At 71.0% G+C, this 13,600-nt stretch carries 12 protein-coding genes; 8 read left to right on the forward strand and 4 right to left on the reverse strand.

All coding sequences use genetic code 11. The annotated features are described in order from the left end of the window. The 3 genes from OG202_RS12495 to OG202_RS12505 all read left to right on the forward strand — a co-directional run bounded on the left by OG202_RS12495 (position 1) and on the right by OG202_RS12505 (position 2,783). Positions 1-924: an ABC transporter ATP-binding protein gene (locus OG202_RS12495; protein ID WP_326583639.1), complete on the forward strand. Its 924-nt coding sequence runs from the start codon at positions 1-3 to the stop codon at positions 922-924. Next, the gene (locus OG202_RS12500) at positions 921-1,700 is read left to right on the forward strand and encodes an ABC transporter permease (protein WP_327730284.1); all 780 of its coding nucleotides are present in this window, start codon (positions 921-923) and stop codon (positions 1,698-1,700) included. The genes OG202_RS12495 and OG202_RS12500 overlap by 4 nt, the downstream gene beginning before the upstream one ends. Positions 1,701-1,769: 69 nt before the next feature. Beyond that, positions 1,770-2,783 (forward strand): COX15/CtaA family protein, encoded by a 1,014-nt coding sequence (locus OG202_RS12505; protein ID WP_326583637.1) that lies wholly within the window; start codon positions 1,770-1,772, stop codon positions 2,781-2,783. A gap of 1 nt (position 2,784) precedes the next feature. Here OG202_RS12505 and OG202_RS12510 read toward each other — a convergent pair whose 3' ends face one another. The 4 genes from OG202_RS12510 to OG202_RS12525 form a co-directional block, all read right to left on the reverse strand. After that, the gene (locus OG202_RS12510; RefSeq protein WP_328222743.1) at positions 2,785-3,552 is read right to left on the reverse strand and encodes a nucleotidyltransferase domain-containing protein; all 768 of its coding nucleotides are present in this window, start codon (positions 3,550-3,552) and stop codon (positions 2,785-2,787) included. A gap of 18 nt (positions 3,553-3,570) precedes the next feature. Next, entirely contained in the window at positions 3,571-4,677 is a 1,107-nt protein-coding gene (locus OG202_RS12515) for an amidohydrolase family protein (RefSeq protein ID WP_326583635.1), read from the reverse strand. A gap of 58 nt (positions 4,678-4,735) precedes the next feature. Next, positions 4,736-5,092, reverse strand: coding sequence for a hypothetical protein (locus tag OG202_RS12520; RefSeq protein ID WP_326583634.1), 357 nt, complete (start codon positions 5,090-5,092; stop codon positions 4,736-4,738). A 168-nt stretch (positions 5,093-5,260) separates the two neighbouring features. Then, positions 5,261-6,217: a heme o synthase gene (locus OG202_RS12525; protein WP_327730282.1), complete on the reverse strand. Its 957-nt coding sequence runs from the start codon at positions 6,215-6,217 to the stop codon at positions 5,261-5,263. A gap of 375 nt (positions 6,218-6,592) precedes the next feature. On the opposite strand from OG202_RS12525, the gene tkt reads away from it, so the two are divergent. Genes tkt through pgl form a run of 5 tightly spaced genes read left to right on the forward strand, consistent with a single transcriptional unit; the run spans position 6,593 to position 13,392 of the window. Continuing rightward, entirely contained in the window at positions 6,593-8,680 is a 2,088-nt protein-coding gene (gene tkt, locus OG202_RS12530; protein ID WP_327730281.1) for a transketolase, read from the forward strand. Positions 8,681-8,715: 35 nt separating this feature from the next. Then, entirely contained in the window at positions 8,716-9,834 is a 1,119-nt protein-coding gene (tal, locus tag OG202_RS12535) for a transaldolase (RefSeq protein WP_326583631.1), read from the forward strand. Positions 9,835-9,839: 5 nt separating this feature from the next. Beyond that, positions 9,840-11,363, forward strand: a complete 1,524-nt coding sequence (gene zwf / locus OG202_RS12540; protein ID WP_326583630.1) for a glucose-6-phosphate dehydrogenase — start codon at positions 9,840-9,842, stop codon at positions 11,361-11,363. Further along, positions 11,360-12,613 carry a glucose-6-phosphate dehydrogenase assembly protein OpcA gene (gene opcA / locus OG202_RS12545; protein WP_327730280.1) on the forward strand — a complete coding sequence of 418 codons (1,254 nt, stop codon included), beginning with the start codon at positions 11,360-11,362 and terminating at the stop codon, positions 12,611-12,613. Before zwf ends, opcA begins: the two co-directional genes overlap by 4 nt. After that, a complete protein-coding gene (gene pgl / locus OG202_RS12550) occupies positions 12,610-13,392 on the forward strand; it encodes a 6-phosphogluconolactonase (RefSeq protein WP_326583628.1) in 783 nt (260 codons plus the stop codon). Before opcA ends, pgl begins: the two co-directional genes overlap by 4 nt. The last annotated feature ends 208 nt before the right edge of the window (positions 13,393-13,600 follow it).

The raw sequence follows: 13,600 nt of genomic DNA on the forward strand, positions 1-13,600 counted from the left end.
ATGCGAAGTGACCCCGTGGTCCAGGTCCGGTCCCTGGTGAAACGGTACGGCGACAAGACCGCGGTGGACGGCCTCGACCTGGCGGCCGGAGCGGGCGTCACCGCCGTGCTCGGCCCCAACGGGGCGGGCAAGACGACCACGATCGAGACCTGCGAGGGTTACCGGAGGCCGGATTCCGGCTCGGTGTCCGTCCTCGGGCTCGACCCGGTCCGCGAGGCCGCCGCGCTGCGCCCCCGGATAGGCGTGATGCTCCAGTCCGGCGGTGTCTACTCCGGCGCCCGCGCCGACGAGATGCTGCGCCACGTGGCCAGGCTGCACGCCCACCCCCTCGACGTGGACGCCCTCATGGAGCGCCTGGGCCTCGGCAGTTGCGGCCGTACGACGTACCGGCGGCTGTCCGGCGGCCAGCAGCAGCGGCTCGCCCTCGCGATGGCCGTGGTCGGCCGCCCCGAGCTGGTCTTCCTCGACGAGCCGACCGCCGGCCTCGACCCGCAGGCCCGCCGGGCCACCTGGGAGCTGGTCCGGGACCTGCGCGCGGACGGCGTCTCGGTCATCCTCACCACGCACTACATGGACGAGGCCGAGCAGCTCGCGGACGACGTCGCGATCATCGACGCCGGCCGGGTCATCGCCCACGGCACGCCCGAGGAGCTGTGCCGGGGCGGCGCCGAGAACACCCTGCGCTTCACCGGCCGCCCGGCCCTCGACGTCGGCTCCCTGCTGAAGGCACTCCCGGCGGACTCCGCCGCCGTCGAACTGACGCCCGGTGTGTACCGGGTGACCGGCAAGGTCAACCCGCAGCTCCTCGCGACCGTCACCTCCTGGTGCGCCCAGCACGGGGTGATGCCGGACCGCATCTCGGTGGAACGGCACACCCTCGAAGACGTGTTCCTCGAACTGACCGGCAAGGAGCTGCGTTCATGAGCGCGAGTACCAGCTCGGGCGCCTACACGCCGAAGCCGGGCGCCGCCCCGCTCTCCCGCATGATCGCGGCGCAGGCGGCCCTGGAGACGAAGATGCTGCTGCGCAACGGCGAGCAGTTGCTCCTGACGGTCGTCATCCCGACGCTGCTGCTGGTGCTGTTCGGCTCGGTGGACATCGTCGACACGGGCGGGGGGAAGGCGGTCGACTTCCTGGCGCCCGGCATCCTCGCGCTCGCCGTGATGTCGACGGCGTTCACCGGCCAGGCCATCGCCACCGGCTTCGAGCGCCGCTACGGCGTACTGAAGCGGCTCGCCGTCTCGCCGCTCCCCCGCTGGGGGCTGATGGCCGCGAAGACGCTGTCCGTGCTGGTCACGGAGATCCTCCAGGTCGTCCTGCTCACGGTGATCGCCTTCGCGATGGGCTGGAACCCGCACGGCAACCCCTTCGCCGTGCTGCTCCTGCTCATCCTCGGCACGGCCGCCTTCTCGGGCCTCGGTCTGCTGATGGCGGGCACCCTGAAGGCGGAGGCGACGCTGGCGGCGGCGAACCTGGTGTTCCTGCTGCTGCTCGTGGGCGGCGGCGTCGTCATCCCGTTGGACAGGTTCCCGGACGCGGCGCAGAGCGTGCTCGGGCTGCTGCCGATCTCGGCGCTGTCGGACGGGCTGCGGGACGTCCTCCAGCACGGGGCCGGGATGCCGTGGGGCGACCTCGGGATCCTCGCCGGGTGGGCGGTGCTCGGGCTGGGCGCGGCGGCCCGCTTCTTCCGCTGGGAGTAGCCGCAGGTCACGAGGGTGGTGACAGGACGGCCGACCCCTCGTGAATGTGTGCACAAGCGGCGGCCTACCATGGTGCGCGTGCCGAAAGTGACCCGCGACGACCTCGTCTCCGCTGCGCGCAACCCGCTCGCCTTCATCGCCGAACGCTGGACCCCGGACCCCAGAACGGTCCGGCGCGCGGCCCTCGCCGCCCTCGTGATGGCGGTGGTCATCGTGGTGACCGGCGGTGCCGTCCGGCTCACCGGGTCGGGCCTCGGCTGCCCGACCTGGCCCAAGTGCACCGACGACTCCCTCACCGCCACCCGTGAGATGGGCGTCCACGGCTACATCGAGTTCGGCAACCGCCTGCTGACGTACGTGCTGTGCGCGGCGGTCGGCTGGGCGATCATCGCGGCGCGCTCGCAGAAGCCGTACCGCCGTAGCCTCACCCGGCTGGGCTGGACGCAGTTCTGGGTCGTGATGAGCAACGCGGTGCTGGGCGGCATCGTCGTGCTGGTCGGTCTCAACCCGTACACGGTGGCCGCGCACTTCATGCTCTCCACCGCGCTCATCGCCGTCGCCGCCGTGATGTGGCACCGCACCGGCGAGAGCGACACCGCGCCCCGTCCGCTGGTCGGCAAGGCCGTGCGGCAGTTGGTGTGGGTCCTGGTGGGCGTCACGCTGCTGCTGATCGCGGTCGGCACGGTCGTCACCGGCGCCGGCCCGCACGCCGGTGACTCCAGCAAGGTCGAGCGCATCCCGCTGAACTGGGAGAACGTCACCAAGCTGCACGCGGTCCTGGCCTGGATCGTGGTGACCCTGGCCTTCGCCCTGTGGTTCGTCCTGAAGGCGGTCGACGCCCCGCGCGGACCGCTGAACCGCACCCGCGACCTGTTCCTGGTCCTCCTCGCCCAGGGCGCCATCGGTTACGTGCAGTACTTCACCGACCTGCCCGAGGCCCTGGTCGGCGCCCATATGTTCGGCTCCTGCCTGGTGTGGATCGCCACCCTCCGGGTCCTGCTGTCCCTGCGGGAACGGCCGGCCGACGAGGTGGACGTGCCCGCTCCGGCGGCTGCGGGGACACCGGTCGCCACGCGCGGCTGAGTCAGCCGTACGTCCGTACGAGGTCGTCGATCGCCGGGCCGAGGAACACCCGGGTCAGCTCGCCCCGGTGCGGCACCTCCTCGGCCCGCTGCCCGTACCGGCGGCGCCTGATGTCCCCGACCACCTCGGCGGGCGCTCCCAGGGCGGGCAGCAGGTCCAGGGCGTCGCGCTTGGAGATCAGGCGGCCGTCGCGCAGGGTGGCGGTGGCGCGGGCGAACGTGAGCAGTCCGAGGTCGACCCAGACGTCCTGGTCCCAGAGGCGGGCCCGGTCGACCGCCGGCCGCCAGAACTCCTTCTGGTCGCGGACGACGAAGGCGTCCAGCTCGATGTCGGAGACCGGCGGCAGCAGCGCCGTGGGCGGTTCGCCGTGCAGGAGCAGGCCGAAGGTGTGCAGCTCGCGCCGGGTGACCGGGGTGACCGTCCGCCGGAACAGCTGCCGGTGGGCCCAGGTGAGGTGCTTGCGCTCGGCGTCGTCCGCCGTGCCGGGGGTCAGGTAGGTGCAGTGCAGCTGGGCGGCGAGCGGATCGTGGCGCAGGCGGGCGTGCAGCCGCGCCGCCCGCCAGGCGGTCCGGGCGGTGACCGGACCGTTCAGGACGGCGATCAGGTCCAGGTCGCTGCGGCCCTCCTGGTAGTCGCCGCCGCCGAGGGAGCCGTGGGCCCAGACGGCGAGCGGGGCGAGTTCCCGGAGTTCGTCGAGGAAGCGGCCGAGCAGGGCCTCGGTGTCGGTGGCGGAGCCGGGTAAGCCGGCGGTCGCGTCGCTGCGTGTCATGCGCCCAGTCTTCACAGCTCACTCCAGCCCGTACACCCGCCGCGCGTTCCCCGCCGCGATCAGTCCCGCCACGCGCTGCGCGTCCGTCGGCGACCAGGCGCCCTCCGCCACCCAGGTCCCCAGCACCCGCGCCAGCGCCTCGCGGAACAGCCGGGCCCCGACCACATGCAGCTCGGGCAGGCCGTGGGCGCCGCTGGAGAAGAGGAGCTTGCCGAACGGGGCCAGTTCGAGGACCTCGGCGAGTACGGCGGTGGCCCGGGCGCCGGTGCGGACGAGTTCGGCGCCCAGGTCGGCGTAGACATGCGGGAAGACACCGGCGAGGTGGGCCGCGTGGCGGTGGTAGGGGTAGCCGTGCAGCAGGACCAGGTCGGTGCCGAGGCCCGCCGTGGCGCGGGCGAAGTCGGTGAGCAGGGCGGGGTCGGTGGCGTCGATGCGCGGACCGGGTTCGCCGAGGCCCGCGTGGAGTTGGAGGGGGCGGCCCGAGGCGACGGCGATCCACAGCAGGTGGCGCAGGAGCACCGGGTCGCAGAGCGCCCCGCCGACCGGCCGGTGCGCGAGCCAGCGCCCGACCGCGCCCCGCACCTCCCCCGGCCCGGGTGGTTCGGGCGCGAATGCCAGGCCGTGCCGTACGCCCGCCACCGACGCGAAGGCGACGGCGTTCGCGGCGGCCGCGTGCACCGACTCGGCGAGATTGGCCAGGAACGACTCGACGGTGCCGGAGGTGTCGGCGACCTGTTCGGCGAGGAGTTCGAGGCGGACGATCTCGTGGGCGTCCGCGTCTCCCGTCGAGGCCATCTCGCCCGGTCCGGTGAGGTCCCCCGGCAGCCCCGTGTCGACGAGGTAGGTCGTGATGCCGCTGCCCCGCAGGAGTCTGCGGCCGGCCTCCAGTACGCCCAGTTCACGGCGCCGGGCGAGATAGTGGGCCGGTGGGCAGTGTGGTTCCAGGCCCAGCAGGGGCGGGCACCAGCGGCGTACGGCGAATCCCGTCTGGGTGTCGAAGAAGGTGGTGCCCGGGGCCGGCGGGCCCTCGCTGCGGGCGAGGTGGGCCTCGAAGGTGCCGAGGCCCAGCTCCGTGCGTAGGACGCCGTGGCAGTACTGGTCCACGAGGGACGGCGTTTCGATCATCCGGGCTCCCCGAGGCTGGACCTGTGAACTCCCACAGGTCCTAACGGGTGAGCCGGGCTCAGGTGTTGCTGGGGCCGCCGATCTGGATTCCGGCCATCCGCGACCACTCGTACGGGCCGGTCTTCACCTTGGCGGCGAACTCACCGTCGAAGTCCTCGTGAACGGTGACGCCGGCCTTCTGTACGGCCTGTTCGGCGATGGCGTAGGTGGGGGCGACGAGGTCGCCCCAGCCGCCGTCCTCGCCGACCAGGACGATACGGGCGCCCTGCTCGCCGATGTAGGCGACCTGGGCCTCGGCGCCTCCGTGGGCCTTGGCGAAGCCGCCGATCTGCTTGGCCAGCCGGGTCGCTCGACGCTCGGCCTTCGCGGCGGCCTTGGTTGCCTTGGCCTCGTCTGCCTGCTTGGTGTCTGCCATGGTCAGGATGCTACCGATGGGTATTCGCGGCGGCGACGTGCGGGGTGAGTGGGGTTGGCCACTCGCCGTTGTGCGTCGATGTAAAGGGGCGCGTGCGGGTGCGTCGTGGCTGCTCGCGCCCACGCGGCGGCGCCGCACATCGATACAGCCCCGCGCCCCCTACGGGCCTCAGCGGAGGAAGGGGTCCACCGCCACCGCCACGAACAGCAGCGACACGTACGTGATCGACCAGTGGAACAGGCGCATTTCCTTGAGCTTGCCGCCGGTCGCGCCGCTCTTCGCGCGGTTCTGGAGGGCGTGGGCCTCCCAGAGCCACCAGCCGCCGGTCACCAGGGCGACCGCGGTGTAGAACCAGCCCGTGTAACCGAGGGGGGTCAGCATCAGCGAGACCGCGACCATCACCCAGCTGTAGAGGACGATCTGCCGCGCGACGACCTTGTTGGAGGCGACCACCGGGAGCATCGGGACGCCGACGCGGGCGTAGTCGTCCTTCACCTTCATGGAGAGGGGCCAGTAGTGCGGCGGCGTCCAGAAGAAGATGACGAGGAAGAGGATGACCGCGGCCCATGACATCGAGTTCGTCACCGCGGACCAGCCGATGAGGACCGGCATGCAGCCGGCGATGCCGCCCCAGACGATGTTCTGGGACGTACGCCGCTTGAGGATCATCGTGTAGACGACGACGTAGAAGAGGAGCGCCCCGAGCGACAGCCAGGCGGACAGCCAGTTGACGAGGACACCGAACCAGGCGGTGGAGACGACCGCGAGGGTGATACCGAAGACCAGGCCCTCACGCGGGGTGACCAGGCCGGTGACCAGCGGACGCTGCGAGGTGCGCTCCATGAGCGCGTCGATGTCGCGGTCGATGTACATGTTGAGCGCGTTGGCGCCGCCCGCGGAGAGGTAGCCGCCGATGCACGTGGCGAGCACCAGCCAGAGGTCCGGGACACCCTGCTCGGCGAGGAACATCACCGGAACGGTGGTGATCAGCAGCAGTTCGATGATCCGCGGCTTCGTCAGCGCCACGAACGCCTTGACGCGGGCCCCGATCGGCCGCTGACCCCGGCTGCTGTTCGTGTTGCTCGCGCCCAGCACTCCCGGTGGACGGGATTCGACGGCCGTCACGCACACCCCTGACAGAGACTCCCAGCGAGCCCCCAGGTGGTGAACTCCCCGTGACGGCTCGCGCGTACCACGCCACTGTAGACGTTGCCCAGAGTCAGCCTTTCAAGGGGGTGGGGTCGTGTTGACAGGGGCCTCGCGGCGAGCCGAACACACTTCGGTTGAGCAGTCGGATGAGCGGCTCCGTATTCAGATGTCGACCAGCGGAACCCCCAGGTCTCACCATGCGGAATCGCGGGTCGGGAGGCGGACCGGACACAGTCCCGGCAGTCTGGAATGACTCGAAAAATTGCGCGTTCCCACGGGGGTAGGCTCGACAACGGCCGGTGCCGTTGAGAACACCGGCACGAGACATGTGGAGAGGAGCCCTGACCCAGGGTGAGCACCAAGCCGACCACTACAGACCTCGCGTGGACCGAATTGGACCAGCGGGCCGTGGACACCGCCCGCGTCCTGGCCGCCGACGCCGTACAGAAGGTCGGCAACGGCCATCCGGGTACGGCGATGAGCCTGGCGCCCGCCGCGTACACCCTCTTCCAGAAGGTGATGCGGCACGACCCGGCCGACCCCGACTGGGTGGGCCGTGACCGGTTCGTCCTGTCCGCCGGTCATTCCTCCCTGACCCTCTACATCCAGTTGTACCTGGGCGGCTTCGGCCTGGAGCTGGCGGACCTGGAGTCCTTCCGCACCTGGGGTTCGAAGACCCCGGGCCACCCGGAGTACGGGCACACCAGGGGTGTGGAGACGACGACCGGGCCGCTGGGGCAGGGTGTGGCCAACGCGGTGGGCATGGCGATGGCCGCCCGCTACGAGCGTGGTCTGTTCGACCCGGAGGCCGCCCAGGGCGACTCCCCGTTCGATCACCATGTGTTCGTGATCGCCGGTGACGGGTGTCTGCAGGAGGGCATCTCCGCGGAGGCGTCCTCGCTGGCCGGTCACCAGAAGCTCGGCAACCTGGTCCTGCTGTGGGACGACAACCACATCTCGATCGAGGGTGACACCGAGACGGCCGTGTCCGAGGACACCGCCAAGCGGTACGAGGCGTACGGCTGGCATGTGCAGCGTGTGGAGCCGAAGCCGGACGGCGACCTCGACCCGGCCGCGCTGTACGCGGCGATCGAGGCCGCGAAGGCGGTCACCGACAGGCCGTCGTTCATCGCGATGCGCTCGATCATCGCCTGGCCCGCCCCGAACGCGCAGAACACCGAGGCCGCGCACGGCTCGGCGCTGGGTGCGGACGAGGTCGCCGCCACCAAGCGGGTCCTGGGCTTCGACCCGGCCAAGAACTTCGAGGTCACCGACGAGGTCATCACGCACACGCGTGCCCTGGGCGAGCGTGGCCGTGAGGCCCGGGCGGCCTGGGAGAAGCAGCTCCAGGAGTGGCGCAACAACAACGCCGAGCGGGCGGCCGAGTTCGACCGGATCAGCGCGGGTGAGCTGCCGACGGGCTGGGAGTCGCATCTGCCGGAGTTCGAGACGGGCAAGGGTGTCGCCACCCGTGCCGCGTCCGGCAAGGTCCTGCAGGCGCTGGGCGCGGTGATCCCGGAGCTGTGGGGCGGCTCGGCGGACCTGGCCGGTTCGAACAACACCACGATCGACAAGGCGTCGTCGTTCCTGCCGGCGGACAACCCGCTGCCGGAGGCGGACCCCTACGGCCGCACGATCCACTTCGGTATCCGTGAGCACGCGATGGCCGCGGAGATGAACGGCATCGCGCTGCACGGCAACACCCGTATCTTCGGCGGCACGTTCCTGGTGTTCTCCGACTACATGCGCAACGCCGTCCGTCTCTCCGCGCTCATGCACCTGCCGGTGACGTATGTGTGGACGCACGACTCCATCGGTCTGGGCGAGGACGGCCCCACCCACCAGCCGGTGGAGCATCTGGCCGCGCTGCGGGCGATCCCGGGTCTGAACGTGGTCCGTCCGGCCGATGCCAACGAGACGGCGATCGCCTGGCGCGAGATCCTCAGGCGCTGGACCAAGGAGTTCGGCAAGGGCGCGCCGCACGGTCTGGCGCTGACCCGTCAGGGTGTGCCGACGTACGAGGCCAACGAGGATGCCGCCAAGGGTGGTTACGTCCTGTTCGAGGCCTCCACCGGAAGCCCGGAGGTCGTGCTGATCGCGACCGGTTCCGAGGTGCATGTGGCCGTCGGGGCGCGTGAGCGGCTCGAGGCCGGCGGGGTGCCCACGCGGGTCGTCTCGATGCCGTCGGTGGAGTGGTTCGAGGAGCAGGACCAGGGGTACCGGGAGAGCGTTCTGCCGCCGTCCGTCAAGGCGCGTGTCGCGGTCGAGGCCGGGATCGGTCTGACCTGGCACCGGTACGTCGGTGACGCCGGTCGCATCGTTTCGCTGGAGCACTTCGGTGCTTCGGCCGACGGCAAGGTCCTCTTCCAGGAGTTCGGCTTCACTGCCGAGAACGTGGCCGCGGTCGCGCAGGAATCGCTCGCGGCCGCTCAGCGCTGACGCTCTACAAACGACACGTAGGAGATGGAATTTCCATGACAGACGCACTCAAGCGCCTCTCCGAGGAGGGCGTCGCGATCTGGCTGGACGACCTGTCGCGCAAGCGCATCACGTCCGGCAACCTCGCCGAGCTGCTCGACCAGCAGCACGTCGTGGGCGTCACCACCAACCCGTCGATCTTCCAGAAGGCGATCAGCAGCGGTGACGGCTACGAGCAGCAGGTCTCCGACCTCGCCGCCCGCAAGGTCACCGTCGAAGAGGCCATCCGCATGATCACGACGGCGGACGTCCGCGACGCCGCCGACATCCTGCGCCCGGTCTTCGACGCCACCGGCGGCCAGGACGGCCGGGTCTCCATCGAGGTCGACCCGCGCCTGGCGCACAACACCAAGGCGACGGTGGCCGAGGCCAAGCAGCTGGCCTGGCTGGTGGACCGCCCCAACACCCTGATCAAGATCCCGGCGACGAAGGCGGGCCTGCCCGCGATCACCGAGACCATCGGTCTCGGCATCAGCGTCAACGTCACGCTGATCTTCTCGCTGGAGCGCTACCGCGCGGTCATGGACGCCTACCTGGCCGGTCTGGAGAAGGCCAAGGAGCGCGGCCTGGACCTGTCGAAGATCCACTCGGTGGCGTCCTTCTTCGTGTCCCGCGTGGACACCGAGATCGACAAGCGCATCGACGCCCTCGGCACCGACGAGGCCAAGGCCGCCCGCGGCAAGGCCGGTGTCGCCAACGCCCGCCTCGCCTACCAGGCGTACGAAGAGGTCTTCGACGGCGACCGCTGGAGCACCCTGGAGAGCGCGGGCGCCAACAAGCAGCGTCCGCTGTGGGCCTCGACCGGCGTCAAGGACCCGGCGTACAAGAGCACGCTGTACGTCGACGAGCTGGTCGCGCCGAACACGGTGAACACCATGCCGGAGGCCACGCTGGAGGCCACCGCGGCGAGCGGCGAGATCCGCGGCAACGCGATCGCCGGGACGTACGAGCAGTCGCGTGCCGAGCTGGACGCGGTCGAAAAGCTCGGGATCTCGTACGACGAGGTCGTCCAGCTGCTGGAGGACGAGGGCGTCGAGAAGTTCGAGGCGTCCTGGAACGACCTGCTCAAGTCGACCGAGGCGGAGCTTCAGCGCCTCGCACCCTCGGAGGGCTGAACACCTTGTCGAGCAGCAATCCGCTGCGTGACGCCGCGGACCGACGGCTCCCGCGTATCGCGGGGCCGTCGGGCCTGGTCATCTTCGGCGTCACAGGCGATTTGTCACGTAAAAAGCTGATGCCTGCCGTGTACGACCTCGCCAATCGCGGACTGCTGCCGCCGGGCTTCTCGCTCGTCGGTTTCGCGCGCCGGGAGTGGGCGAACGAGGACTTCGCGCAGGAGGTGCACGACGCGGTCAAGGAACACGCGCGTACGCCCTTCCGCGAGGAGGTCTGGCAGCAGCTCATCCAGGGCATGCGGTTCGTCCAGGGCACCTTCGACGACGACGAGTCCTTCGAGCGGCTGCGCGACACCATCGAGGAACTGGACAAGGCACAGGGCACGGGCGGCAACTTCGCCTTCTACCTCTCGGTGCCGCCGTCCGCGTTCCCGGTCGTCATCCAGCAGCTGCGGAAGCACGGTCTGGCCGACCAGTCGCGTGGCTCCTGGCGCCGGGCGGTCATCGAGAAGCCGTTCGGCCACGACCTGGCGTCGGCCGAGGAACTCAACACGACCGTGGAAGAGGTCTTCGCCCCGGACCAGGTCTTCCGCATCGACCACTACCTCGGCAAGGAGACCGTCCAGAACATCCTGGCGCTCCGCTTCGCCAACACGATGTTCGAACCGATCTGGAACCGGTCCTTCGTCGACCACGTGCAGATCACGATGGCCGAGGACATCGGCATCGGCGGCCGCGCGGGCTACTACGACGGCATCGGCGCGGCCCGTGACGTCATCCAGAACCACCTGCTCCAGCTGATGGCGCTGACCGCGATGGAGGAGCCCGCCTCCTTCGACGCGGACGCGCTCGCCGCGGAGAAGACGAAGGTCCTCGGCGCGGTGAAGCTGCCGAACGACCTGGGCCGGAACACCGTGTTCGCGCAGTACGCGGCCGGCTGGCAGGGCGGCGAGAAGGTCATCGGCTACCTCGAAGAGGACGGCATCGACCGCAAGTCGAAGACCGACACGTACGCGGCGATCAAGGTCGAGGTCGACAACCGGCGCTGGGCGGGAGTGCCGTTCTATCTGCGGACCGGCAAGCGCCTCGGCCGCCGCGTCACGGAGATCGCGGTCGTCTTCCAGCGCGCCCCGCACTCCCCCTTCGACTCCACCGCCACCGAGGAGCTGGGCCAGAACGCGATCGTCATCCGCGTCCAGCCCGACGAGGGCGTGACGGTCCGCTTCGGTTCGAAGGTCCCCGGCACGTCGATGGAGATCCGGGACGTGTCCATGGACTTCGCGTACGGCGAGTCCTTCACGGAGTCCAGCCCCGAGGCGTACGAGCGGCTCATCCTGGACGTCCTGCTCGGCGACTCGAACCTCTTCCCGCGCACCGAGGAGGTCGAGCTGTCCTGGAAGATCCTCGACCCGATCGAGGAGTACTGGGACAAGCACGGCAGGCCCGCGCAGTACCAGGCGGGCACGTGGGGTCCCGTCGAGGCGGACGAGATGCTCGAGCGAGACGGACGGAGCTGGCGTCGGCCATGAAGACAGACCTCACGGACACCACGGCCAGCAAGATCAACAAGGCGCTGGTGAAAGCCCGGCGGGCGATAGGCACTCCGGCCGTCGGCATGGTGCTCACGCTGGTCATCGTGACGGACGAGGAGAACGCGTACGACGCGCTCAAGTCCGCCAACGACGCCTCCCGCGAGCATCCCTCGCGCACGATCGTGGTCATCAAGCGCGTCTCCCGCTCCCCCCGCGACCGCACGAAGTCACGCCTCGACGCCGAGGTACGGGTGGGCGCGGACGCGGGCACCGGCGACACGGTCGTGCTGCGTCTGTACGGTGAAGTCGCGGACCACGCCCAGTCGGTCGTGCTTCCGCTGCTGCTGCCGGACGCGCCGGTGGTCGTCTGGTGGCCGGTGAACGCGCCGCTCGATCCGGCCCGCGATCCGCTGGGCGCCCTCGGCCAGCGCCGGGTCACCGACAGCTACGCCGCCGAGAAGCCCATCGAGGAGCTGCGGACCCGCGCCGACAACTACGAGCCCGGCGACACGGATCTGGCGTGGACCCGGATCACCCCGTGGCGCTCCATGCTGGCCGCCGCGCTCGACCAGGTGGACTGCGAGGTCATCTCCGCGGAGGTGCAGGGCGAGCAGTACAACCCGAGTGTGGAACTGCTGGCGATGTGGCTGGCGGACCGGCTCCACGTCCATGTACGGCGTGGGGTGTCGGCCGGGCCCGGCCTCAACGAGGTGCGGATGCTGACCAGCACCGGTCCCATCCGGCTGTACCGGCCCAACGGGGGCCTCGCCCTGCTCACGCTGGAGGACCAGCCGGACCGGGCGGTCGCGTTGAAGCGCCGTGAGACGTCCGAGCTGCTGGCGGAGGAGCTGCGCAGGCTCGACCCCGACGACACGTACGCGTCGGCGCTGCGGTTCGGGGTGGATCGGTTGGGGAGCGCGCCGGGCAGTGCGCTGACGGCTGCCACGGCCGGGGCGACCACCCCGACCTCGACGACCGCCCCGACCGCCCCGACCTCGACGACCTCCGCGGCCGACGCTCCGGGGGCCGCTTCGGCCTCGGCTCCCGCTTCCGGGTTCGAGCCAGGTTCGGCCGTCGCTCCGGCTGATCCCGCGGCCCGTCCGTCCGCGCCGGCGCTGCCGCCCGCCCCGTCCGGGTCGGTGGGGTCGGTGGGGTCGGTGGGTTCTACGGGGCCGGCCGATGACGGGGACGCCGAGCGGCCCACTCCGGCGCAGATGCCGCCCGTGAAGAAGGCGACCGCGCCATGAGCACTCCGCAGCTGGTCGTGCACCACGACAAGGAGCTGATGGCGCAGGCCGCGGCGGCCCGGCTGATCACCAAGGTCGTGGACGCGCAGGCCTCGCGCGGCTACGCCTCGGTGGTCCTCACGGGTGGCCGCAACGGCAACGGGCTGCTCGCCGCGCTGGCGGCGGCGCCCGCCCGGGACGCGATCGACTGGGCTCGGCTGGACCTGTGGTGGGGCGACGAGCGGTTCCTGCCGGAGGGTGACTCCGAGCGCAATGTCACCCAGGCCCGGGAGGCGCTGCTGGACTCGGTGCCGCTGGACCCGAAGCGGGTGCACGCCATGCCCGCGTCGGACGGGCCGTGGGGCACCGATGTCGACGCGGCGGCCGCGGCGTACGCGGAGGAGCTGGCGCGGGCGGCGGGGCCCGAGAACCACGGCTCCGTGCCGACGTTCGACGTGCTGCTGCTCGGGGTCGGGCCGGACACCCATGTGGCCTCGCTCTTCCCCGAGTTGCCCGCCGTGCGGGAGACGGAGCGGACGGTGGTGGGGGTGCATGGTGCGCCGAAGCCGCCGCCGACTCGGGTGACGCTGACGCTGCCGGCGATCCGTGCGGCGCGTGAGGTCTGGCTGCTCGCCGCCGGTGAGGACAAGGCGCAGGCCGCGGCCATCGCGTTGTCCGGCGCGGGTGAGATCCAGGCTCCGGCGGCGGGGGCGCAGGGCAGGTCCCGGACGTTGTGGCTGCTGGACTCGGCGGCGGCTTCGCAGCTGCCGCGCTCGCTGTATCCGCCGGCGTCGCCCTGAGGCGTTGATCCCGCCCCCGCCGCCCCTGCCCATTCCCATCCCCCGGGGCGCCGCCCCTTCGCGCAGTTCCCCGCGCCCCTGAAGGACACGGCCCCTGCGGGCCGAAAAGCACGGGGCGCAGCCCCTGCTTCTCAGGGGCGCGGGGAACTGCGCGAGCAACCACGACCTACCCGCACCCGCCGCATGAACCCCACCCCCCGAGCTCTTG

Origin of the sequence: Streptomyces sp. NBC_00310 (genome assembly GCF_036208085.1) — a bacterium.
GTDB lineage: Bacteria > Actinomycetota > Actinomycetes > Streptomycetales > Streptomycetaceae > Streptomyces.

What these genes read in the sequence shown, in the direction of transcription:
- tal (WP_326583631.1), top strand. Translation starts at nt 8,716, where the DNA reads ATGACAGACGCACTCAAGCGCCTCTCCGAGGAGGGCGTCGCGATCTGG.
- opcA (WP_327730280.1), top strand. Translation starts at nt 11,360, where the DNA reads ATGAAGACAGACCTCACGGACACCACGGCCAGCAAGATCAACAAGGCG.
- OG202_RS12520 (WP_326583634.1), bottom strand. Translation starts at nt 5,092, where the DNA reads ATGGCAGACACCAAGCAGGCAGACGAGGCCAAGGCAACCAAGGCCGCC.
- pgl (WP_326583628.1), top strand. Translation starts at nt 12,610, where the DNA reads ATGAGCACTCCGCAGCTGGTCGTGCACCACGACAAGGAGCTGATGGCG.
- OG202_RS12505 (WP_326583637.1), top strand. Translation starts at nt 1,770, where the DNA reads ATGGTGCGCGTGCCGAAAGTGACCCGCGACGACCTCGTCTCCGCTGCG.
- OG202_RS12510 (WP_328222743.1), bottom strand. Translation starts at nt 3,552, where the DNA reads ATGACACGCAGCGACGCGACCGCCGGCTTACCCGGCTCCGCCACCGAC.
- OG202_RS12495 (WP_326583639.1), top strand. Translation starts at nt 1, where the DNA reads ATGCGAAGTGACCCCGTGGTCCAGGTCCGGTCCCTGGTGAAACGGTAC.
- OG202_RS12515 (WP_326583635.1), bottom strand. Translation starts at nt 4,677, where the DNA reads ATGATCGAAACGCCGTCCCTCGTGGACCAGTACTGCCACGGCGTCCTA.
- OG202_RS12500 (WP_327730284.1), top strand. Translation starts at nt 921, where the DNA reads ATGAGCGCGAGTACCAGCTCGGGCGCCTACACGCCGAAGCCGGGCGCC.